23 protein-coding genes and 4 tRNA genes are annotated in these 20,644 nt (G+C 61.3%); 17 read left to right on the top strand and 10 right to left on the bottom strand.

From position 1 onward, the window contains the following. The first annotated feature begins 3 nt into the window (after nucleotides 1-3). Entirely contained in the window at nucleotides 4-1,017 is a 1,014-nt protein-coding gene (gene zapE, locus BJI47_RS08155; protein WP_088943222.1) for a cell division protein ZapE, read from the top strand. Between the two features lie 57 nt (nucleotides 1,018-1,074). Here zapE and BJI47_RS08150 read toward each other — a convergent pair whose 3' ends face one another. From BJI47_RS08150 to BJI47_RS08120, 7 genes are all read right to left on the bottom strand, one after another. Further along, the gene (locus BJI47_RS08150) at nucleotides 1,075-1,626 is read right to left on the bottom strand and encodes an N-acetyltransferase (RefSeq protein ID WP_088943221.1); all 552 of its coding nucleotides are present in this window, start codon (nucleotides 1,624-1,626) and stop codon (nucleotides 1,075-1,077) included. Further along, nucleotides 1,623-2,075, bottom strand: a complete 453-nt coding sequence (locus tag BJI47_RS24495) for a ribosomal protein L7/L12 (protein ID WP_254900455.1) — start codon at nucleotides 2,073-2,075, stop codon at nucleotides 1,623-1,625. Before BJI47_RS24495 ends, BJI47_RS08150 begins: the two co-directional genes overlap by 4 nt. Before the next feature lie 93 nt (nucleotides 2,076-2,168). Beyond that, complete coding sequence (locus BJI47_RS08140; protein WP_088943220.1) at nucleotides 2,169-2,852, bottom strand: alpha/beta fold hydrolase; 684 nt, start codon at nucleotides 2,850-2,852, stop codon at nucleotides 2,169-2,171. After that, a complete protein-coding gene (locus tag BJI47_RS08135; protein WP_254900454.1) occupies nucleotides 2,849-3,112 on the bottom strand; it encodes a hypothetical protein in 264 nt (87 codons plus the stop codon). The genes BJI47_RS08140 and BJI47_RS08135 overlap by 4 nt, the downstream gene beginning before the upstream one ends. A gap of 142 nt (nucleotides 3,113-3,254) precedes the next feature. Then, a tRNA-Val gene (locus BJI47_RS08130) sits at nucleotides 3,255-3,329 on the bottom strand. Nucleotides 3,330-3,370: 41 nt separating this feature from the next. Next, nucleotides 3,371-3,441 (bottom strand) — tRNA-Cys (locus BJI47_RS08125). A gap of 19 nt (nucleotides 3,442-3,460) precedes the next feature. Next, nucleotides 3,461-3,532, bottom strand: a tRNA-Gly gene (locus BJI47_RS08120). Nucleotides 3,533-3,765: 233 nt separating this feature from the next. On the opposite strand from BJI47_RS08120, the gene BJI47_RS08115 reads away from it, so the two are divergent. Next, nucleotides 3,766-3,837: transfer RNA gene (locus BJI47_RS08115), tRNA-Val, on the top strand. 572 nt (nucleotides 3,838-4,409) lie between these two features. Here the strand turns inward: BJI47_RS08115 and BJI47_RS08105 are convergent. Continuing rightward, the gene (locus BJI47_RS08105; RefSeq protein ID WP_176224730.1) at nucleotides 4,410-5,645 is read right to left on the bottom strand and encodes a glycosyltransferase 87 family protein; all 1,236 of its coding nucleotides are present in this window, start codon (nucleotides 5,643-5,645) and stop codon (nucleotides 4,410-4,412) included. Between the two features lie 307 nt (nucleotides 5,646-5,952). Here BJI47_RS08105 and BJI47_RS08100 point away from each other — a divergent pair, with 307 nt between their 5' ends. Then, nucleotides 5,953-6,636: an LppP/LprE family lipoprotein gene (locus tag BJI47_RS08100; protein ID WP_176224729.1), complete on the top strand. Its 684-nt coding sequence runs from the start codon at nucleotides 5,953-5,955 to the stop codon at nucleotides 6,634-6,636. A 44-nt stretch (nucleotides 6,637-6,680) separates the two neighbouring features. On the opposite strand, the gene BJI47_RS24490 is transcribed toward BJI47_RS08100, so the two are convergent. Beyond that, entirely contained in the window at nucleotides 6,681-7,151 is a 471-nt protein-coding gene (locus BJI47_RS24490; RefSeq protein WP_088943217.1) for a carboxylesterase family protein, read from the bottom strand. Between the two features lie 358 nt (nucleotides 7,152-7,509). Here BJI47_RS24490 and BJI47_RS08090 point away from each other — a divergent pair, with 358 nt between their 5' ends. The 11 genes from BJI47_RS08090 (at nucleotide 7,510) to pdxS (ending at nucleotide 17,509) form a co-directional block, all read left to right on the top strand. Beyond that, nucleotides 7,510-8,445, top strand: coding sequence for an alpha/beta hydrolase family protein (locus BJI47_RS08090; protein ID WP_088943306.1), 936 nt, complete (start codon nucleotides 7,510-7,512; stop codon nucleotides 8,443-8,445). Between the two features lie 60 nt (nucleotides 8,446-8,505). Then, nucleotides 8,506-8,685 carry a hypothetical protein gene (locus BJI47_RS08085; protein ID WP_088943216.1) on the top strand — a complete coding sequence of 60 codons (180 nt, stop codon included), beginning with the start codon at nucleotides 8,506-8,508 and terminating at the stop codon, nucleotides 8,683-8,685. 222 nt (nucleotides 8,686-8,907) lie between these two features. After that, nucleotides 8,908-9,306 (top strand): hypothetical protein, encoded by a 399-nt coding sequence (locus BJI47_RS08080; RefSeq protein WP_139804847.1) that lies wholly within the window; start codon nucleotides 8,908-8,910, stop codon nucleotides 9,304-9,306. A 133-nt stretch (nucleotides 9,307-9,439) separates the two neighbouring features. Beyond that, nucleotides 9,440-9,898: a TIGR02611 family protein gene (locus BJI47_RS08075; protein ID WP_088943214.1), complete on the top strand. Its 459-nt coding sequence runs from the start codon at nucleotides 9,440-9,442 to the stop codon at nucleotides 9,896-9,898. A 99-nt stretch (nucleotides 9,899-9,997) separates the two neighbouring features. Then, nucleotides 9,998-12,061: a threonine--tRNA ligase gene (gene thrS, locus BJI47_RS08070; RefSeq protein WP_088943213.1), complete on the top strand. Its 2,064-nt coding sequence runs from the start codon at nucleotides 9,998-10,000 to the stop codon at nucleotides 12,059-12,061. Nucleotides 12,062-12,063: 2 nt separating this feature from the next. Then, nucleotides 12,064-12,606 carry an HIT domain-containing protein gene (locus BJI47_RS08065; protein WP_088943212.1) on the top strand — a complete coding sequence of 181 codons (543 nt, stop codon included), beginning with the start codon at nucleotides 12,064-12,066 and terminating at the stop codon, nucleotides 12,604-12,606. 25 nt (nucleotides 12,607-12,631) lie between these two features. Continuing rightward, complete coding sequence (pgsA, locus tag BJI47_RS08060) at nucleotides 12,632-13,315, top strand: phosphatidylinositol phosphate synthase (RefSeq protein WP_088943211.1); 684 nt, start codon at nucleotides 12,632-12,634, stop codon at nucleotides 13,313-13,315. 2 nt (nucleotides 13,316-13,317) lie between these two features. Next, nucleotides 13,318-14,223 carry a phosphatidylinositol mannoside acyltransferase gene (locus BJI47_RS08055; RefSeq protein ID WP_088943210.1) on the top strand — a complete coding sequence of 302 codons (906 nt, stop codon included), beginning with the start codon at nucleotides 13,318-13,320 and terminating at the stop codon, nucleotides 14,221-14,223. Further along, nucleotides 14,220-15,344 (top strand): glycosyltransferase family 4 protein, encoded by a 1,125-nt coding sequence (locus tag BJI47_RS08050; protein ID WP_088943209.1) that lies wholly within the window; start codon nucleotides 14,220-14,222, stop codon nucleotides 15,342-15,344. Before BJI47_RS08055 ends, BJI47_RS08050 begins: the two co-directional genes overlap by 4 nt. After that, nucleotides 15,344-16,369: an NUDIX domain-containing protein gene (locus BJI47_RS08045; protein ID WP_088943208.1), complete on the top strand. Its 1,026-nt coding sequence runs from the start codon at nucleotides 15,344-15,346 to the stop codon at nucleotides 16,367-16,369. Before BJI47_RS08050 ends, BJI47_RS08045 begins: the two co-directional genes overlap by 1 nt. Nucleotides 16,370-16,633: 264 nt before the next feature. Next, a complete protein-coding gene (gene pdxS, locus BJI47_RS08040; RefSeq protein ID WP_088943305.1) occupies nucleotides 16,634-17,509 on the top strand; it encodes a pyridoxal 5'-phosphate synthase lyase subunit PdxS in 876 nt (291 codons plus the stop codon). A 29-nt stretch (nucleotides 17,510-17,538) separates the two neighbouring features. On the opposite strand, the gene BJI47_RS08035 is transcribed toward pdxS, so the two are convergent. Continuing rightward, the gene (locus BJI47_RS08035; RefSeq protein WP_088943207.1) at nucleotides 17,539-18,174 is read right to left on the bottom strand and encodes a hypothetical protein; all 636 of its coding nucleotides are present in this window, start codon (nucleotides 18,172-18,174) and stop codon (nucleotides 17,539-17,541) included. A 98-nt stretch (nucleotides 18,175-18,272) separates the two neighbouring features. Here BJI47_RS08035 and BJI47_RS08030 point away from each other — a divergent pair, with 98 nt between their 5' ends. The 3 genes from BJI47_RS08030 to BJI47_RS08020 all read left to right on the top strand — a co-directional run bounded on the left by BJI47_RS08030 (nucleotide 18,273) and on the right by BJI47_RS08020 (nucleotide 20,629). Continuing rightward, nucleotides 18,273-19,124: an acyl-CoA thioesterase II gene (locus tag BJI47_RS08030; RefSeq protein ID WP_088943206.1), complete on the top strand. Its 852-nt coding sequence runs from the start codon at nucleotides 18,273-18,275 to the stop codon at nucleotides 19,122-19,124. Then, nucleotides 19,121-19,723, top strand: a complete 603-nt coding sequence (gene pdxT, locus BJI47_RS08025; RefSeq protein WP_088943205.1) for a pyridoxal 5'-phosphate synthase glutaminase subunit PdxT — start codon at nucleotides 19,121-19,123, stop codon at nucleotides 19,721-19,723. The genes BJI47_RS08030 and pdxT overlap by 4 nt, the downstream gene beginning before the upstream one ends. Before the next feature lie 150 nt (nucleotides 19,724-19,873). Then, entirely contained in the window at nucleotides 19,874-20,629 is a 756-nt protein-coding gene (locus BJI47_RS08020; protein WP_084348779.1) for a YebC/PmpR family DNA-binding transcriptional regulator, read from the top strand. Nucleotides 20,630-20,644 lie beyond the last annotated feature (15 nt).

Genomic DNA, 20,644 nt, shown 5'->3' with positions numbered 1-20,644 from the left:
TAGATGCCTGGACGTCTTGTCGATCGTAATCCTGTCGTGCCCTCCGATCAGTTGATCGCGCAGATGGTCCCCCCGGCCATGTTCGACGAAGTCAGTTTCGCCTCGTACATCCCGGATCCGAACGAACCAAGCCAGGCCGAGGCAGTCGCCAAAGCCGGGTCGTTTGCGGAGAAGGTGACAAAGATTCGCGGGAAGGGTAAACGCGGACTGTTCGGCAAGAAGACGCCCTCTACCGGCGCAGGCTTGTACCTCGACGGTGGTTTCGGTGTCGGTAAGACCCACCTCCTGGCCTCGATCTTCCACAGCGTCCCCGAACCGAAGGCATTCGGTACGTTCGTCGAATTGACTCATGTGGTGGGTGCGCTCGGCTTCAACAAGGCGCTCGAGGAGTTGTCGGGTCACAGCGTTCTGTGTATCGACGAGTTCGAACTCGACGATCCAGGCGACACGATGCTCGTGTCGCGATTGCTGTCCGAGCTATCTCAGCGCGGCGTGTCCATCGTGGCCACGTCCAACACCCTGCCCGGTCAACTCGGCGAAGGAAGATTCGCAGCCGAGGACTTCATGCGGGAAATCAAGAAGCTCGGGTCCATCTTCGAGTCCATTCGGGTCGATGGCCCCGACTACCGACACCGTGACCTACCCCCGGCCCCCGACCCGACATCCGAAGCCGAGTTGATCGAACGGGCGGATTCCGTGGCGGATGCGACCCTCGACGATTTCGACGAGTTGTTGGCACATCTGAGCACACTGCATCCATCGCGATACGGAAAGCTGCTCGACGGTGTGCAGGCGGTGTTCTGGAAGAACGTGCACCCGGCGTCGGACCAGGCTGTTGCGCTTCGACTCGTGGTGCTCGCCGACCGCCTGTACGACGCGGGCATACCGGTGACCGGATCAGGCAGCAAGCTCGACGAGATTTTCACCGAGGAAATGCTGGCCGGTGGTTACCGTAAGAAGTACCTCCGTGCGACGTCCCGTCTGCTTGCCTTGTCTCGCTTCGCCGCCGTCGGATGACGCTCAGGTTAGTCGGATGACGCTCGGGTCAGCCGGGTGACGCTCGGGTCGGCAGATTTACGACCGTAGTGCTCGCTCCATCACGAAGTCATCGTGGATCTCGGAGCCTAGTGTGAAGGTTTTGGTTCCGACGATCTCGAATCCCTGTTTGGCATAGAAGCGTTGGGCGCGCAGGTTCTGTTGGTTGACGCCCAGCCAGATACCTGTGCACCCGTCGAGGGTCGCCCGGGCCAGTGATTCGGCCATCAGGGCCGCCGCCACTTCGCTCCCGTGATGGCCGGGAAGCACATACATCTTGGAGAGTTCCATCGTCGGTGTGTACGTCAGCACTCGCGCAACGTCCGGATCCGATGGTGGTCCGGACACGAGCATGGCGTATCCGACCATGGAAGCATCATCGGTGGAAGCATCGTCGGTCGCCGCCAGAATGGTGCGCTGCGGATCCGCCAGGTACTCACCGAATCGCTCATGCGATAGAACGCCGTCTATGAACGCCGCTATTGCTGCTCTGGACGAGCCAGGCGGGCATGCCAGCGGAAAGGTGACAGCCGCGACATCGGCTAGCTGCTCGGCGTCCCACAGGCCTGCGGTGGATACGGTGACAGTCACAGGCGGTCGACCGCTGCCTTCGCCTCACGCAACGAAAGCTCGGATCGAGCGCGCAAGAGCTTGATGGCAGAAATTATGTTGCCTTCGGCCTTGAGGGTGCGCAGCCTGGGAATGATGTCTGCCCAAGCACAGGTATCCGTGCCTGATACATCTGTCGAGGCGCCGAGCGTGGGGATAGGGTTTCCGCGCCCGACGGACTCGACAACATCTTTGGCTTCTTGGAGTCCTGCGCCGGTTCTTTCGCGGAACAACTTGATTGCGTGGATCTTCTTCCTTTCCCCCACGAGACGATATATATCTTCGCGCGCCGAGTGATCCAGACCTGCGAGCATCAATTGTGTTGTGGCAGCAGCGTTCTTGGGTGGACTCTTGCGCGCGAGGAGCCAGACCGCGAGCACTGCGGCATCGATGAGGACCAATGCGACGATGAACCATCCCCAGGTGGGCATGGATCTAAGTAGAACACCTCACTCGAAAGTCGACAGTCGGCGGCATGACGATTGCATAACGACGAGCCCGATCGCGCCCGGGGGCCATTCGCTCTAACTCCAGGACCCCGCATCGAAGAATTCGAGTGCCCTCTCGAGAACCAGGCCGGCTACTCCGTATTTTTTTGCCGACAGATCGTGGCCTGCACCGGAAATCTCGATCGTGGCGGTATGAGCAGGCACCAACGCGATTGCATCGGACAGCTCGGCGGGTGAACCGAACAGGTCCTTCGTGCCGTGTACGAACATCGTTCGAGTGCGCAGCTGGGGGAGATGCGCAGTGCGTGCCTTCTCCGGTTTGACAGGAGGGTGCAATGGATACGACATCAGAATCAGCCCATCGACCAGTTCCGGCTGTTCGGCTACAAGCATCGATGCCTGCCGACCCCCGTACGAGTGGCCGCCGAGCAAAATGGGGCCGCCGCGCAGCCTGCGGAGGTACGTCACTGCCGCGTCGATCGACGCGCGGTCGGCGTCGGCCTTCGACGGATGCGGGGGACCGGACGGCTTTCGCTGTCGAAACGCCAGATCGAACCGTAGAACCGTGAATCCTCGTGCCGACCACGCTTCAGCAGTGGCGACGAGGAGCGGAGCGTCGGAGTTTCCACCTGCGCCGTGAGTGAGTGCGAGAGAACCCACCGAGGGTCCTGACGGCGTGTGCAAGAAGCCACGCACCTCGGCTTCATCGACGAACTTGGGCACTTCGCCGTCGCCGGAGTTGTCGGTTCCTTCGCTCATTCGTCCCGGTCGTCGGCCGTCGACGTGCTGTCAGCGGTGTCTTCCGAATCGTCTTCTTTCAAGTTTCCCTCGTCATCGACCATGTCGGCGAACGCCGTACCCGACACCATTCCGTTGGTGCCTGGAAGAACAACCGTCGGTCTCGAACCAGGCTCGTACTCGGCATCGATGCCGGCCACTTCGTCTTGTGCACGCTTGTGCGCATCGGAACTGACCTGAGGTTCGCTGCCCTCGGTGCTCGGTTGATTGTCGTCGGCCATCGCAGGCGTCCTTTCGATCGCGGGCTGGAAAACCAGAGTGCACGTCTATGACGTGGATCACCACTCACGATCGGCGGTAAACATCTCGACAGTCCTGATGAGACAAAAAAGACCCCGGCGCAATCGCCGGGGTCTTTTCGTATGGTGCGCGATACTGGGATTGAACCAGTGACCTCTTCCGTGTCAGGGAAGCGCTCTCCCGCTGAGCTAATCGCGCAAGATCAGAAGTTGAAGGTCGGGAACCTTCGCTTCATTACGAGGTGGAGACGGGAATCGAACCCGTGTGCACGGCTTTGCAGGCCGTTGCCTCACCACTCGGCCACTCCACCAACGGGCCCTAGTCCCTCGAGCGGATGACGGGATTCGAACCCGCGACCCTCACCTTGGCAAGGTGATGCGCTACCACTGCGCCACATCCGCATGCTCCTCAGAGGCAGTTGCTCTCTCTGCGGTGCGGTCAAAACATTAGACCAACGGAAGACGAACTCACAAATCACGTGGTCAGAAGTGGATTTGAGAGGCAAAGGTGGCACGAACCAGCAATCGAGGGTCGTAGATGGCGTCCGGGGAAAGGGATAAGGCCGAGTCGAGATCCGGTTGAGAGCCGTGTTAACGTTTGCGTCGTCCGATCACGCATGACGTGATCAGGCAATGGTCCCGTGGCTCAGTGGGAGAGCGTCCGCTTCACACGCGGAAGGTCGCTGGTTCGATCCCAGCCGGGACCACAACTAAAAACCGCCTGGTAACAGGCGGTTTTTTGCGTTTCAGGTGGTCCCGGTTCTTGGGCTCGTAGGTCCTACGGGTTTGTGGTTCCTGTGGGCGCTGCTCCTTCTGCGATAACTTCACTTGGAATCGGCGCAACTTGGCGCGGCACTGGTAGGTTCACGTGGCATACGGCCCCCGTTGGTAGGTAAACACCTACCGAGCGCAGGTGATCGGACGGTTTCATCGCCGCCCGTAGCGAAAAGGAAACGCGGGGATAACAGCAGGCCTCTCACATAGCGCCAGCCGCAGATAGTCACCTGCCGTTCGGAACTGTCCAGTCAATCTGGAGTTCCGACTTGCCTTCTGCCGCTACCCTCCCCGAACGTCGCGCCTTCTCAGTTTGCATCGAGATCTGGGACTGAAGGCCGCTGCAGATCTCGTCGACGCAGCTCTCGACGTTCGAGGCCAATGAACGCAGATCCTTGACCGGGGTCGTGCTCGTCGCGGGCGTACGCCGCACGCCCCGTAGGCACGTAGGTGCGCTCAGACAGAGCGAGCTTGGCTTTCGCCGTACCGCGTCCAGAGCACGTCTTCAGATCGGCGACCTCACCGGTCGGCGGGCCAGACACACTACTGCCGTGATGAGCATCAGAAGGTAGACGATGGGATATGCAGTTTGCGCAGCGACACGAACGATCGGGATGCCGTGGGTCATGAAAATGCCGATCGCGACGGTCCCGTCTGGGTATGTCTTGTACCAGGCGACCAAAGAAAGAACGAGTACGACGGGCAGGACAGCTGCCCACCACGTCCTGACGCGCGCTGCGTAATGCAAGGTCAGAACTATCAGAGGGACGGTCCATACCCAGTGATGCCCCCATGAGAAAGGCGAAATCATGGGGGCTGTCAGGCCGCAGATGGTTACAGCAAGCAAGTGCTCACCGCGACTGTGAGCTACGTGGGCGGCCCACATCCCGGCCACTGCTACTACGCCGACGCACGCAATCCACAACACCATCGGCGGATTCTCGGTGTGCAGCGTGCGGGCCAGAATGCCGCGAATCGACTGGTTGGCAGGTGAAGAGATCAGTCCGATTCGATCCGATCGGATGATGGTCCCCGTCCAGTAAGTCCAGGAGTCGCCCGGGATCACAACGAATCCCACGATGATCGTGGCGACAAACGTCACCGAGGCACAAATGAACGCTCGGGTATCTCGGACTACGGCGAGAAGCACGATGAACAAGGCAGGGGTCAGTTTCAGCCCTGCGGCGATACCTACGCCGACCCCACGCAGGCGGCTGCCTGCCGGCCGTCCGAGATCCCACAGCACCAACACGAGCAGCAGCAAGTTGATCTGTCCGAGCCAGATCGTCATCCGCACAGGTTCCAGCCATGTGAAAGCGACTGCCAGAAACATGCTCAGCAGGCGTAGACGCGTCGTGTTCTCGTATCCCAATTGACGCCAGCTCAGGTGAACGGCCATATACAAGAGTCCGATATTGAGTACCGCCACCAGCGTTTGCGCACCAACGACGGACAAATAAGCGAGAGGAGCGAAAATCAGTGCAGCGAAAGGCGGATACGTGAACGGCAACGCATCCTCGAGCATGAAGGTATACAGCGGCTCACTTTCCAGGACGGTGTGGCCTCCGTACCGGTACACCAACGCGTCGATGCCGTTACCGAAGAGACCATAGAACTGCTCGAACGACAACAATTTGTCATGCGCTACAAAGGCCACGGTTGCAGTGACCCCTAGTAGTGCGAGAAGCCACGTCGGGACCACATTCGCATCCGCCCGATCCGGACGCAGTTCGTTCACCATGCTATGAAATATGCCAGGTGTGATGCCGGCATGACCGACGGACACTCCGGACAGCGGCGGGCCGATCTGTGGGCGAGGTCGCCTTCGATGAAAGTGACCTTGTCCCGTTGTCCCAGATCGCGAAGGACTTCGGGATACCCGAGGGCTACCTGCCGAACCGGCGGGAAAGTGCTGGCGGACCGGCGCATGTTGCCTATTGGATGAATTCGTTACGTAACGGGCGTAACAGTCACCCCGCCCAATGCGAGAGACCTGTCGAGCGATGGTGATTGGCGGTCGCCCGACAGTCGGGAGGACCGAGGGGATTATGAAGACACTTGTGCACGCAGCAATAGCTGCAGCTGTGGTGCTGGCTTTGGCGACCGGATGTTCCGACGACGGCAGTGTGGGGGCGGCTGCAACCAGCACAGTCGATGCGGTGAAGTCGCAGACATCTGCACCCACCCGGGTGAGCGGTTCGGTAGGTGCGTCGGCCCGGCCGGGCGAGTCGGGTGCCCCGGCGACTCCGGACGCGCCACTTCCGCCGACGCCGGTGGACAACCCGACGGATCCATCGGCGGCGGTGCCGGTGGACCAACGGAATCCGTGCTTGGACACCAGTTCCGACCTGGTGCAGAATGTCATAGCCACATTGGGCCCGCCGCCGGGAAGCGATTTCTACGAAATCGGTGAGCACACGACGGCGACAACGCCGAACTGCCCGACGCTCACGTGGGCGGTCGCCGAGACCCCCAGCGGCACCGGCAGTTCGCCCGAAAGCATCATGTTTTTTCACGACAATATGTTCGCCAGGCTTGCCACCCCGAGCCCGTCCGCGTTCACGTCGATATCCGGTAGCACCGATGATTCGGTGACCGTGCACTATTCGTGGCTGGTGGGCGACGAGCCGAACTGCTGCCCGCAGGGCAATGCAGACGTGACGTTCAGCTGGGACGGCTCGAACGTTGTGTCGGACGTACCGGTGCCGACCGAGGTGTACAACTTCGGTTAGCTATCGACGGTGGTGGTAGCCCAGCCACCCCTAGCGACGATCACTCAATGGACTATTTTCGACGCGGACCGGTGATCGATGATCAGCGTCCCGCGTCGTTCCGTTGTGTAAGCGGGCCATGTAGATTCAGGAACGCTGTGGTGCGCGAAGTTCAGCCAATGCGACTGCATCGTGTCCGTGACCGCCCCAGCGCGACAACCGAGAAGTGTTGCGGCGCGACCGAGTAGGTCGTTCGCTATGCCGAACACTGCCAGCAGTTCGGTGTCATGGGTGGCGTGAAAGCCGCTGAGGTTCAGCAAGCGCGGCGCGTAATGGTAGCGGTAGCAGGGTCGGCGCATGCTCGGCGTGACCTTGCGCGCACAGGATCGTCGGTCGGGATGATGTTGAGAAAGCGCGGAAAAAAACCGGCTCTCATGCGAATTGATGCCGATGATAAACGGTACGGGCGCTCCCGATCCGTTCGCGAACACATCCAGCGGATGCTGCGGCAGGTAATCAGCGTCGATATCGATCATGACGACCCGGGTGTCACTGGGCCCGTTTCGGCCATATCTGTCCCTGGGTGTAGCCCGGGCAGCGGAATTTCGAGGTGTTGTGCGTGCGGGTGAGGGTGTTTTGGTGCTGTCTACGGACTCGTTCATTCCGAACGAGTACCGAGCAGGTGCGGGCCGTCGGGCAATAGCTGCATTTGCGCGGTCTCGACACGGACGGAGCGAACGGATTTGTGACTCGATCGTTAGCGGAAGGCAACGATGCTCGTGCAATGCTCGTCTGGTGCTTATGTGGCCAATGAGGCAGAAATCGAGTCGGAAGCCCGGTACGAGGTCCATGGGGCCTTAAGCGGTTGCGGTGCTTGCCGCCGTGGTCACGACTATGGCTTCTGTCGGGGTTCCAGCGTATGCGCAACCGCCCGGTTCCGGCTCGGCAGAGATTGAACAGATGGTGGAACGACGTCCGGTGTCGGCGACCCGAGAGGTTCTCGAGGTGTTTTCACCGTCGATGAACAGGGTCATCGCCAACGAAGTCCTCCGTCCCGCATCCGGTGGGGTAACTCCGTCGCTGGTTCTGCTCAACGGGGCTTGGGGTAACGAGGACGGGGTGGGGTGGCTCAACAATTCCGGTGTCGAAGGGTTCTTCGCGGGCAAGAACGTGACGGTGGTGCTACCGATCGGGGGCCGGTTCAGTTTCTACACCGATTGGCAGGCACCGGATCCGATGCTAGGGACCAATCGCTGGCAGACCTACCTCACCCGGGAACTGCCAGCTGCGATCGACGCCGCATACGGCTCGAACGGGCGCCGGGCGGTAGCGGGGGTGTCGATGTCCGGTGGCCCGGCATTGGACTTGGCGATTCAGGCTCCGGATGTATTCGATGCTGCTGCCTCGTTCAGTGGTTGCCCGGCCCCCTCGGACCCCCTTGCCGTAGCTGGGATATCGGCAATGATCGCGGGAGGATTGAACAATCCGTTCAACATGTGGGGTCCACCGGGAAGCCCGGGCTGGCGTGAGCACGACCCGTCCGTCAACGTCGAGCGGATACGCGGAACTGCGGTGTATGTCTCTGCCTCGCAGGGCAATCCAGGACCCGTGGACCAAATTCCCGCCGGAGCTATCCCTCCGTTCGGCGGGATGGCAGTCGAAGCGATGGTGCACTATTGCACCGGCATCGTCGTCGACGCGCTGCGAGCGCAGGGTGTGCCGGCGACAGTGTCGATGCGCACCGAAGGCGCGCACACCTGGGGACTGTTCGAAGACGAGCTCCGCGAAGCCTGGCACACCACCCTTGCCCCTGCCCTGCACACTCGATAGTGGTGGCGACGGGAGAAACCTCCGGTCGGATCGTCTAAAGCCGGAGACGGGTGTGGTTCGATGAGATCGAATGAAAAGCAAGCGGCGATCGCTGGTGCCATCGGACTGACGTTCGGCGCAGTGTCCGTGTGGATTACAAGCGATTCTTTCGTCGCGGCTCTGGCTACCGTGGTTATTGGTGCCTCGCTAGGCACGGTAGCCGTTCTCTTGATTCGCTCGTACACCAACTCACACCAGTGACTCGCTCGATCGAATTTCACTGCGCTCGTCTTCTTTGCCGGCAACTAGATGGACGAGAGTGTGCGCCGCGAACCACTGATCCTGATCCAGGTGCAGCGGTACGGTGGCGCCGAATTGATACGGCACACACAGCGCCGACCCGAGGAGTCATCGGTGTTTTCACGTCGCACGAATCTTATACGCTCTGCCGTGGTTGGGTGTGCCCTGGCAGGTGCCGCAGTAGTGGGCATCGCTCCCGCGGCGGCCGCACCGGTGGACGAACCTGCGTTCACCTCGCACACCTTCCGAACCGACTTCGTCGCAGGCGACCCGTTCCCCTTCGGTTACGAGATACTCGACGCAGCCACCAATGGAACCGGCAACGTCCGTTTCAGTGCTGGTCCGATGTGCAACCCGCTGGGACCACGGTGCGCTGGGTTCACCCAAGATTTGTCGGTGCGGTGGATCAACTTCGCGAATGGGGCTAGCGGTGCCACGGTTGTCGGGTCGACACCTACGACCATCACCACAGGCAACGGGCCCGTCGGCATCTGGGCCACCGCTGTGACGTCCCCTATTCCCATTGGTGTGCCTGCTGTGGGGCTTCTCAACCCATCGCCCGCTCGCCAGGCAGCATGCTGATCGGACCGAGCAGAAGTCCGCGTCCTTTGTTTGACATCCTCCCGCCCCTTACGGACGGGGATTCCCAGATAGCTCACGCTGCCGAGGTGGTTGGTGCGGCACGCCGCGTGGCTGATTCGTCTAGCCTGGGACCGTGGCAGCCGACGACGTTCGCACCGATCAGGCGGAGATCGACAACGAGGACAGTGTTCTCGATCGCCTCTCTCAGCGGAGGCAGCGACTTCGCGACAAGATCGCGTCGAATGCGGCACTCGACCTGACCTACCGCATCGTGGTCGGCGTCGTCGGGCTGGCAGTCCTGGTTCTCGGCATCATTGCGATCCCGTACCCGGGCCCGGGCTGGCTGATCGTCTTCGCCGGTTTGGGGATTCTCGCATCCGAGTTCACCTGGGCGCATCGGCTCCTACAGTTCGCCCGCGGGAAGTACGACGCGTTCATGGATTGGTTCTCGCGACAGCCGATCGCAACCAGGGCAGCAGGAGTGCTGTTCACCGCAGGTGTGGTCCTCGCTACGTTGTGGCTGATCGGTGGTCTGTATCTGATCGCCGGCTGGGTCGGGCCGGACTGGCAGTGGCTAGCGAGCCCACTCTGACCATGCAGGCCGGAGTGAGGTAAGAGTCCGAAGTGAGTTCCCGATAGGCTGTCCTTCGGTCTCACCCGACCGAAATGACCTATCGAGGAGTACATCGCCGTGACCATGCCCGCAACAGACGTCTCACCCGCCCGCATCATGGTGCCGGCTGGAACGACCGCTGGAACGGCGTTACGGGACACCGGTCTGCCGAACAAGGGGCCCGACGCCATCGTGGTGGTCCGAGACGCCGAAGGTCACCTTCGCGACCTGTCGTGGGCTCCTGAGGGCGATGCCGAGGTCGAGCCGGTTGCTGCGAACACCGAAGACGGGCGAAGCGTCATCCGCCATTCGGCCGCACACGTCCTCGCGCAGGCCGTGCAAGAACTTTTTCCGGACGCCAAACTGGGAATCGGTCCCTTCATCAAGGACGGCTTCTACTACGACTTCGACGTGAAGACTCCTTTCACTCCCGAGGATCTGACTGCTCTCGAGAAGAAGATGAAGCAGATCGTCAAGGCCGGCCAGCGATTCTCGCGGCGGGTGTACGAATCGATCGAACAGGCACGCGAAGAACTCGCAGACGAGCCGTACAAGCTCGAGCTCGTGAACGACAAGTCGGGTATCGACGATCCCGAGATCATGGAAATCGGCGGCGGCGAACTCACCGCGTACGACAACTTGAATCCACGAACCGGAGAACGCATCTGGGGGGATTTGTGCCGCGGGCCGCATATCCCGACCACCAAATACGTGCCGGCGTTCAAATTGACTCGTAGCTCCGCCGCATACTGGCGCGGAAACCAGGACAACGCGGACCTGCAGCGGATCTACGGCACTGCCTGGGAGTCGACCGAGGCGCTGGACAAGCACCTCGAGTTGCTGGCTGAAGCCGAGCGCCGAGACCACCGCAAGTTGGGTTCGGAGCTCGACTTGTTCAGCTTCCCGGACGAGCTGGGCTCCGGTCTTCCGGTTTTCCACCCGAAGGGTGGAGTGATCCGAAACGAGCTCGAGAACTACTCACGTCAACGTCATATCGAAGAGGGTTACGAGTTCGTCAACACTCCACACATCACCAAGGGGCATCTGTACGAGGTTTCCGGCCATTTGGATTGGTACCGCGACGGCATGTTCCCCGCGATGCATCTCGACGCCGAACTCGATGAGGATGGCGTGGTGCGCAAGCCCGGCCAGGATTACTACCTCAAGCCGATGAATTGCCCGATGCACAACTTGATCTTCCGCTCGCGGGGTCGGTCGTATCGTGAGCTGCCACTGCGCTTGTTCGAATTCGGGTCGGTGTATCGCTACGAGAAGTCCGGTGTGATTCACGGGCTCACTCGTGTGCGCGGAATGACTCAGGACGATGCTCATATCTTCTGCACACGGGATCAGATGCACGACGAGCTCACTCGGGCACTGGAATTCGTGCTCGGCCTCCTGAAGGACTACGGGCTCGACGAGTTCTATCTCGAGCTGTCGACCCGTAACCCGGAGAAGTCCGTGGGAAGCGACGAGGTGTGGGAGGAGGCAACGAACACTCTCGCCGAGGTCGCTGCCGCATCGGGCCTGGACTTGGTGCCGGATCCCGGCGGTGCCGCGTTCTACGGTCCGAAGATCTCGGTGCAGGCCAGGGACGCTCTCGGTCGAACCTGGCAGATGTCGACCATTCAACTCGATTTCAACTTGCCCGAGAGGTTCGAGCTCGAGTACACCGCGTCCGGTGGGACGAAGGAGCGTCCGGTCATGATCCACCGGGCTCTGTTCGGCTCCATCGAGCGATTCTTCGGCCTACTGACAGAGCATTACGCTGGAGCGTTCCCAGCGTGGCTGTCACCGGTACAGGTCGTCGGCATCCCCGTCGCAGAAGTCCATCAAGACCATTTGTTCTCCGTGATTGCCGACTTGAAGAAGCTCGGGATACGTGCGGAGGTCGACGCGAGCGACGATCGCATGCAGAAGAAGATCTTCAACCAGACCGCGCAGAAGGTTCCTTTCATGCTCCTGGCAGGAGAGCGCGACGTCGAGGCGGGTGCAGTCAGTTTCCGATTCCGTGACGGCACACAGGTCAACGGTGTCCCGGCAGCTGATGCGGTAGCGCTGATTGCCGACTGGATTGCCGCACGCACCAATACATCTCCTACTGCCGCGCTCTTTCTTCCCGACACTTCAGGAGTGAGCTGACAATGCCCGAACACGATGCGGCGATCGTCGACACCGGTCTCGGTCATCCCGATCGTCTGCAGCGGTTGTGGACGCCGCATCGGATGTCGTACATAGCCGAGGCGCCCGGGGCGAAGAGTCAGTCGAGCGAACCGTTCTCCGACATTCCGCAGATGAGTGACGAGGATGGTCTCGTCGTTGCACGGGGCGAGCAGGTGTATGCCGTGCTGAATCTCTATCCGTACAACCCCGGACACACGATGGTGGTGCCGTACCGGCGTGTCGCTGCGCTCGAGGATCTCACCTCTGCCGAGAGCGCCGAGTTGATGGAGTTCACTCAGCGCACCATTCGTGTCATCAAAAGAGTGTCGCGGCCACACGGCTTCAATGTGGGCCTCAATCTCGGTGCTGCCGCGGGTGGTTCGTTGTCCGAGCATCTGCATCAGCACATCGTTCCCCGATGGGGAGGCGATGCGAATTTCATCACCGTGATCGGCGGCACCAAGGTGATGCCTCAGTTGCTACGCGAAACTCGTGCTCTGCTGGCATCGGCATGGAACGAATGAGTCGGCGGAGCGACGGGGCGTCGTCATGCTGAGCGTTTTCGGACGGGCGTCGGTATCGAAACTGACCGCCCCGCTGGGTAAAGCGTTGAACAGCACCGGGTTGACACCGGACGCGGTGACGCTGATCGGAACGGTCGCGACAGTGACGGCCGCGGTGACGCTGTTCCCGGCCGGCCACCTGTGGTGGGGAGCAGTAGTCATCACACTGTTCGTCTTGTTCGACATGCTCGACGGTGCAATGGCTCGGGCCAGAGGTGGTGGCACCAAATACGGCGCGGTTCTCGACGCTACCTGTGACCGGGTCGCCGACGGTGCCATTTTCGGTGGCCTCGCCTGGTGGGCAGTGTTCACCGAGAACGACAAGCCGTTGCTGATAGCGACGCTGATCTGCCTCGTCACTTCGCAGGTGATCTCCTACGCCAAGGCGCGCGCAGAAGCATCAGGTCTGTCGGCCGACGGTGGCTGGATAGAACGCCCGGACCGTCTGGTGATCGTGCTCGTCGGTGCTGGATTGACCGGTGTCGGGCGCCATTTCGATATTCCATGGCTCCAGAGCCTTATTTATCCGGCGATGTGGATTCTCGCTGCGGCGAGCGTGGTAACGGTCTTTCAGCGAGTACTAGCGGTGAGGCGGTCCGAGGGCGCACGTGCGATCATCTTCCCGCCGACCACGCCGCCAGAAGCCGGATCCGATGGGAAGGCCGAATAGAGATGACGCTGGTCGAGCGCGCCACCGATGCCGGGTATGCCGCGGGGTGGCGAGTGGTTCGAGCTCTTCCGGACTCGTTGGCTCGGAAGCTGTTCGACAAGGGTGCCGATGTCGCTGCTCGTCGCGGCGGTGGGCCGGAGCAGTTGCGGAAGAATCTGGGACGAGTGCTCGGTGTGCACCCGAACCTGGTGCCGGACGAGTTGATTCGTGACAGCGTCCGGTCGTATGCACGTTACTGGCGTGAAGCGTTTCGGCTGCCGTCGATGGACTTGGAGTCCCAGGCCGCGGTGATCGACAAGTGTGTTTACGGGCGGGAGCATCTCGACGCCGCACTGCGTGAGGGCTCCGGTGTGGTGCTGGCTTTGCCGCACAGCGGGAATTGGGACATGGCCGGTATGTGGTTGGTCCGCACCTACGGTCGCTTCGCCACCGTTGCGGAACGACTGAAGCCCGAATCGTTGTATCAGCGGTTCGTCGACTACCGCGAGAGCCTCGGATTCGAGATATTTCCGCTGAGCGGGGGCGAGGCCCCGCCCTTCGCTGCATTGTCGGAGCGGCTTCGAGCCAACGGGGTCGTCTGCTTGCTCAGTGAACGCGACCTGGCCAAAAATGGTGTGCCGGTCTCGTTCTTCGGAGAACAGACGAGGATGGCGGCCGGCCCTGCGAAGCTCGCCCTCGATACCGGAGCGCACCTGCTGCCGGTACACGGCTACTTCGACGGTGACGGATGGGGTTTCACCATTTCTCCTCGTATCGACGTCCGCGAGGGCGTCGCCGTTGCCACTCAGGCTCTCGCCGACTCGTTCGCCTCCCACATCGCCGAGCACCCAGCGGACTGGCACATGTTGCAACCGCTGTGGATGTCCGACCTTTCGGACAAGCGCAGAGCACGGATCGAAGAGTCGTGAGGATCGGAATGGTCTGCCCGTACTCTTTCGACGTGCCGGGTGGAGTGCAAGCGCACGTACAACAACTTGCCGAAGTGTTCATCGAGCGCGGTCACCGTGTCAGCGTGTTGGCACCGGCATCGGAGGAGACTCGGCTTCCGGACTTCGTCGTCTCGGCGGGTGAGGCATTGGCAATTCGGTACAACGGCTCTGTTGCCCGCTTGCGTTTCGGGCCCGTCACATATTCGAGAATCCGTCGATGGATCGCCGAGAACGATTTCGACGTTCTGCACATTCATGAGCCCAATGCGCCGAGTCTGTCGATGCTTGCACTCAAAGCCGCCGACGGGCCGATCGTCGCCACTTTTCATACCTCGACCACGAAGTCGTTGATGCTCAGTACGTTTCAAGGGGTACTGCGGCCCTACCACGAGAAGATCAGCGGCAGAATTGCAGTATCCGAGCTTGCCCGACGCTGGCAGGTCGAAGCCCTCGGTGGCGACGCCGTCGAGATCCCCAACGGCGTCGACGTCGCCGCATTCGCGGGGGCACCGCTTCTGCCCGGTTATCCGCGCGCGGGGAAAACCGTGCTGTTTCTCGGGCGCTTCGACGAACCCCGCAAAGGCATGGGGGTACTCCTCGGTGCCCTCCCGTCGCTCGTAGCGCGGCATCCTGATATCGAGATTCTCGTGGTCGGTCGCGGTGACGAAGACAACCTGCGGAACGAAGCAGGGGAGCTCGGCCATCATCTGAGATTCCTCGGACAGGTCGACGACGCAGAAAAGGCTTCTGCGATGCGCAGTGCAGACGTGTACTGCGCACCGAATCTCGGTGGTGAGAGTTTCGGAATCGTGCTCGTCGAAGCAATGGCGTCGGGAACAGCGGTCGTTGCCAGTGAGCTCGATGCGTTTCGCCGAGTACTACGCGACGGTGCCGCCGGGCTGCTCGTTCCGATCGGCGACTCGGAGGCGCTGGCGACCGCTGTCGATTCTCTGTTGTCCTCGGAGAAACTACGGGTCGGATTGGTCGAATCCGCAGGACGAGCCGTCGTCGACTACGACTGGCCGGTAGTTGCCGAACAGATCATGCGCGTCTACGAGACAGTCACTGTCGGAGGCCAGAAGGTGCGGGCTGCGAGCTGATGACACTGTCTGCATTGACGATTTTCGTACTGGGCTTGGTCTCGGTGGTGATATTGATCATCGGCCTGTGGGCCTACGCCACGGCCAATCGCCTGGATCGTCTTCACGTCCGGTCGGACCTCGCATGGCAATCACTCGATTCGGCGTTGGCCAGACGTGCCGTGGTGGCGCGTGCAGTATCGGCAGCAACTCGCGATCAGCTCGAAGACAGCAAACGTCTCGCAGCGTTGGCCGACGCCGCCGAAAGGGCGGAGAGATCGCGACGTGAGGATGCCGAGAATGCCGTGTCCGGGGCACTCGCGGCTCTCGATCCAGCCGATCTTCCGCCGCAACTTGTTGCCGAACTTGCAGATTCCGAAGCGCGCGTATTGATCGCAAGGCGTTTCCACAACGACGCGGTGCGGGACACTTTGGCGCTGCGAACGACCACTCCGGTGCGGATCTTGCATCTGGGCGGTACCGCGCCGTTGCCGACTTATTTCGAAATTGCCGAGAGATCGGCGTCGGAGACCTTCGGTCACAAGGAACGAGCCGTGCAGCGGACCTCGGCGAGAGTGGTGCTCGTCGACGAGCGGGGGCGGGTTCTGCTGTTGCGTGGACATGACCCGATCGTTCCGGAAGTCTACTTCTGGTTCACGATCGGCGGCGCGGTCGAATCCGGTGAGAGTCTGCGTGAAGCAGCCGTGCGTGAGGTCTACGAGGAAACAGGTCTCGAAGTCGAAGCGGCCGATCTCAAGGGCCCGATGTGGCGGCGGGTGGCCACCTTCCCTTTCAATGGAACTCTGATTCGCTCGGAAGAGCTGTTCTTTGCGTACCGCACTCAGGAGTTCGAACCGCAGCACGGTGGCTTCACCGATTTCGAACGACGAACCGTCACCGGCCACCGTTGGTGTGAGGATGACGACATCCGGGCGTTGGGTGCGACGGGCGAAACCGTCTACCCCCTCGAACTTGCCGAGCTGCTCGACGAAGTCAACATCGTGCTTGCTCGCCGAGTCGAGCCGGACGTCCGAGCCATTCGCTGACATCTTTCGGCGGCAGATCGACTGCGCGGCGATCTAGGGCTACCAGTCCAGCAATCGCTGAGTGGTTATAGGTGGTGATCGAAGGCCAGCTTAGAATCGACTTCGAACAAATACGTCCTTTCGGACCCGCGGGCATGTGCGCCCGCTGCCGTTGAAGGACGATTCGACATCGAGAACGCATTCGATCAAACACAGGAGTTTGCCGTGAGTACCCCCACCGAGACCGAAACCAGCGGCTCCGAGGAGAAGGTTTCCAAGCCAGGAATCGGAACCTCCCGCGTCAAGCGCGGCATGGCCGAAATGCTCAAGGGCGGCGTGATCATGGACGTCGTCACCGCCGAGCAGGCCAAGATCGCCGAAGACGCAGGCGCGGTCGCAGTGATGGCACTCGAGCGTGTCCCGGCAGACATTCGTGCGCAGGGTGGCGTGTCCCGAATGAGCGATCCGGACATGATCGACAGCATCATGGCCACTGTGAGCATTCCGGTGATGGCCAAGGCACGGATCGGCCACTTCGTAGAGGCTCAGATTCTGCAAAGTCTCGGCGTCGACTACATCGACGAGTCCGAGGTATTGACCCCCGCCGACTACGCGAACCACATCGACAAGTGGAATTTCACCGCCCCGTTCGTATGTGGCGCGACCAACCTGGGCGAGGCCCTGCGTCGCATCACCGAGGGCGCTGCAATGATTCGCTCCAAGGGCGAGGCAGGCACCGGAGACGTATCGAACGCAACAACGCACATGCGTAAGATCCGCGACGAAATTCGCCGACTCACCTCGCTCCCCGAGGACGAATTGTATGTTGCAGCAAAGGAACTACAGGCACCTTACGATCTCGTCGTGGAAGTTGCACGCGCAGGGAAACTTCCGGTCACGCTCTTCACCGCAGGCGGCATTGCGACGCCCGCCGACGCGGCGATGATGATGCAACTCGGCGCAGAGGGCGTGTTCGTCGGTTCGGGAATCTTCAAGTCGGGCAACCCCCAACAGCGCGCAGAGGCGATCGTGAAGGCGACCACCTTCTTCGACGACCCGGATGTGCTGGCCAAGGTGTCGCGCGGTCTCGGTGAAGCAATGGTGGGAATCAACGTGGACGATCTCCCGGTTGGGCACAGGTTGTCCGAGCGCGGCTGGTGAACTCGTCGGTGACGGATCCGTCGGGTTCGTCACCGAAGCCGGACCGCAGGCCTATCGGGATGGTCCCAGCGAACCCAGAGCGCCGGTCCCGCGGACTCAGTGCCCTGGCGTAGGTCCAACTCACGGTAGTAGGTGAGTAGCGGCTCTATCGTCCACTGTTCCTCGGGCCGTGTCCGACGACGCAATGCGCCTGCCGAGAGGTCGAGTCGGATCGTCGCGTCGACGTCGAGGCCTCGGCCCAGCAGCATCGGTCCGGCAAGGATCACTACGTGCGTCTCGGCGGCATCGCGCAACGTGGCCCGCGCCGAGCGATCACTCTTTTCGTCCCACAAGCGGGGCAGGAACTGTCCTCGACCGCCGGGACGCAGAGGGGCGATCACCTCGCGTTGGATCGCGTCGAAGTCGAACCAGCTTGTGCGATAAGTTATTTCGTCTGTTCTGGAGAATTCGAATCGAAGCGAGGCAGGACGAACGAAGTCGTGAAGGTCCACCACGTCGCACGGGCGACCGGTACTGGAAACGAATGCGCTTGTCCGATAGGCGAAGTCGACGGGGTCGGCGCCGTCCGGACCATCGACGACCGCCACGCAGCGACGGCCCGACGGAAGCAATGTGCTGAACGTCTCGACGAGTCGAGTCGGCGAGATCGGTTCGAGTCGGGGCATAGGGAACATTTTGCCCTGTACAGGCTCAGGTCGCGGTGGCCGCAGATCGCGTTCGTATCCTTGTTAGCCTTCAGGCAGCTTGTACAGAAAGGTGGATCATGGCGAGTATCGAAGACATTCTCGAACTCGAGCGCATCGAGGACGACATCTTTCGCGGTCGAACATTTCCCAGTCTGCTGCAACGGACGTTCGGGGGACAGGTTGCCGGACAGGCGCTGGTTTCTGCCGTCCGAACGGTAGGCGAGCAATATCGCGTCCACTCGTTGCACGGATACTTCATTCGTCCGGGCAACCCGACCGAGCCGACGATCTATCTGGTGGATCGCCTCCGCGACGGGAGGTCGTTCAGTACGCGTCGGGTCACCGGTATTCAGGCTGGTAAGCCGATCTTCACCATGTCCGCGTCCTTTCACGTCGACGACGAGGGCATTTCACATCAGGACACGATGCCCAAGGTCGTCGACCCCGAGTCTCTGGCCGACTCGCGTGATCTCCCGGACGGGGGAAGTCCATTCTTTCGCGAATGGAAAGAATGGGACGTCAGGCTGGTTCCGGATGAACAGACCGAGAAGCATCCGGATTTTGCCGCCCAGCAGCGCGTGTGGTTTCGGTACCGGGACAAGCTGCCGGACAACCAGGTGTTCCACGTCTGCACACTCGCTTACATGAGCGATATGACGCTTCTCGGGTCGGCGTTGGTGCCGCATCCCGACGTGTCGACACAGACCGCGTCGCTCGACCACGCCCTGTGGTTCCTGCGGCCGTTCCGGGCGGACGAGTGGTTGCTGTACGACCAGACTTCGCCCTCCGCGGATTTCGGTCGGGCGCTCACGCAAGGACGGATCTTCGACCGGCAGGGTCGGATGGTCGCTGCCGTGGTTCAGGAGGGGCTGATGCGTTTCGATCGCAACCCCGACCGGGTGAACAAAGATCTGGCCAGGCCCCAGTGAACGGTCCCAAGATCGGTGTCCTTGCGCTGCAGGGAGACGTCCGCGAGCACCTCGCCGCCCTGGATTCTTGTGGCGCCACCGCAACGACGGTTCGCAGGCCCGGCGAACTGGACGAGGTAGACGGATTGGTGATTCCCGGTGGGGAATCGACGACGATGAGCACTCTGCTGTCCGTCTTCGACTTGCTCGAACCTCTCAAAGCGAAGCTGAAGGACGGGTTACCCGCCTACGGGTCCTGCGCGGGGATGATCTTGCTTGCATCGGAGATTCTCGATACTCGTCCCGACGCCCAGCATCTCGATGCGCTGGACATCACCGTTCGGCGCAATGCGTTCGGCAGGCAGGTCGACTCGTTCGAAACGGACCTGACATTCGCGGGCATCCAAGGTGAGAAAGTGCGCGCGGTGTTCATTCGTGCGCCGTGGGTGGAAAGGGTCGGTAACGGCGTCGAGGTGCTGGCCGAAGTCCCGAGTGGCCCGGCCGCTGGGCGGATCGTCGCGGTACGGCAGGGCGCCGTGATGGCAACGAGCTTTCATCCGGAAGTCACCGGTGACCGCCGAGTCCACGAACTGTTCGTAGACTTGGTACGCAACACCTGATGGAACGTTAGGGCCCAGTAGTACGCGCCGGGCCCAGTAGGTCTATGCACGGCAGTTGCCGGATGGTCGAACCGAGATAGTGGATCCCTCACCCGAGCACATGCGTAAAGTACACAACACTTAGCTGAAGCAGGAAAGGGGCTCCATCGCATGAGCGGCCACTCCAAATGGGCCACCACCAAGCACAAGAAGGCGGTAATCGACGCCCGTCGAGGCAAGTCCTTCGCCAAACTCGTCAAGAATATCGAGGTGGCGGCCCGCACCGGTGGTGGAGATCCGGTGGGTAACCCCACCCTGTTCGATGCCATTCAAAAGGCGAAGCGCACGTCGGTTCCCAACGACAACATCGAACGTGCCCGCAAGCGCGGCGCAGGTGAAGAAGCTGGTGGTGCCGACTGGCAGACGATCATGTACGAGGGATACGGCCCCAGCGGGGTGGCGATGCTCATCGAGTGTCTGACCGACAACCGCAATAGGGCTGCTGGAGAAGTTCGCGTCGCGATGACGCGTAACGGCGGCAACATGGCCGATCCGGGATCGGTGTCGTACCTTTTCACCCGCAAGGGTCTTGTCACGTTGGAGAAGAACGGGCAGAGCGAGGACGACGTGCTGATGGCCGTCCTCGATGCTGGTGCCGAGGAGATCACCGACAACGGAGATACCTTCGAAATTGTCAGTGAACCAACCGACCTGGTTGCGGTCCGCACTGCACTGCAGGAGGCCGGCATCGAATACGACTCGGCGGAGGCCACATTCCAGGCATCGGTATCCGTTCCCGTGGACGTGGACGGTGCCCGCAAGGTGTTCAAGCTCATCGACGCGTTGGAGGAAAGCGACGACGTGCAGAACGTGTACTCGAACGTCGAACTCTCCGATGAAGTGATGGCTGCACTCGACGAGGAGTGAAAACGTTCGGGGCGG

Source organism: Rhodococcus sp. 1168, from assembly GCF_002091955.1.
GTDB lineage: Bacteria > Actinomycetota > Actinomycetes > Mycobacteriales > Mycobacteriaceae > Rhodococcoides.
This window is presented reverse-complemented; position numbering and strand designations above follow the sequence as displayed.

Bases quoted from the DNA above. Each gene is read 5' to 3' on its own strand.
- BJI47_RS08140 (WP_088943220.1), bottom strand. From the start codon at position 2,852: ATGAGCGAAGGAACCGACAACTCCGGCGACGGCGAAGTGCCCAAGTTC.
- zapE (WP_088943222.1), top strand. From the start codon at position 4: ATGCCTGGACGTCTTGTCGATCGTAATCCTGTCGTGCCCTCCGATCAG.
- BJI47_RS08105 (WP_176224730.1), bottom strand. From the start codon at position 5,645: ATGGTGAACGAACTGCGTCCGGATCGGGCGGATGCGAATGTGGTCCCG.
- BJI47_RS08055 (WP_088943210.1), top strand. From the start codon at position 13,318: ATGACGCTGGTCGAGCGCGCCACCGATGCCGGGTATGCCGCGGGGTGG.
- BJI47_RS08085 (WP_088943216.1), top strand. From the start codon at position 8,506: ATGAGATCGAATGAAAAGCAAGCGGCGATCGCTGGTGCCATCGGACTG.
- BJI47_RS08045 (WP_088943208.1), top strand. From the start codon at position 15,344: ATGACACTGTCTGCATTGACGATTTTCGTACTGGGCTTGGTCTCGGTG.
- BJI47_RS08100 (WP_176224729.1), top strand. From the start codon at position 5,953: ATGAAGACACTTGTGCACGCAGCAATAGCTGCAGCTGTGGTGCTGGCT.
- BJI47_RS08030 (WP_088943206.1), top strand. From the start codon at position 18,273: ATGGCGAGTATCGAAGACATTCTCGAACTCGAGCGCATCGAGGACGAC.
- BJI47_RS24490 (WP_088943217.1), bottom strand. From the start codon at position 7,151: ATGATCGATATCGACGCTGATTACCTGCCGCAGCATCCGCTGGATGTG.
- BJI47_RS08135 (WP_254900454.1), bottom strand. From the start codon at position 3,112: ATGGCCGACGACAATCAACCGAGCACCGAGGGCAGCGAACCTCAGGTC.
- BJI47_RS08065 (WP_088943212.1), top strand. From the start codon at position 12,064: ATGCCCGAACACGATGCGGCGATCGTCGACACCGGTCTCGGTCATCCC.
- BJI47_RS08090 (WP_088943306.1), top strand. From the start codon at position 7,510: ATGGCTTCTGTCGGGGTTCCAGCGTATGCGCAACCGCCCGGTTCCGGC.
- BJI47_RS08020 (WP_084348779.1), top strand. From the start codon at position 19,874: ATGAGCGGCCACTCCAAATGGGCCACCACCAAGCACAAGAAGGCGGTA.
- pgsA (WP_088943211.1), top strand. From the start codon at position 12,632: ATGCTGAGCGTTTTCGGACGGGCGTCGGTATCGAAACTGACCGCCCCG.
- BJI47_RS24495 (WP_254900455.1), bottom strand. From the start codon at position 2,075: ATGCCCACCTGGGGATGGTTCATCGTCGCATTGGTCCTCATCGATGCC.
- BJI47_RS08035 (WP_088943207.1), bottom strand. From the start codon at position 18,174: ATGCCCCGACTCGAACCGATCTCGCCGACTCGACTCGTCGAGACGTTC.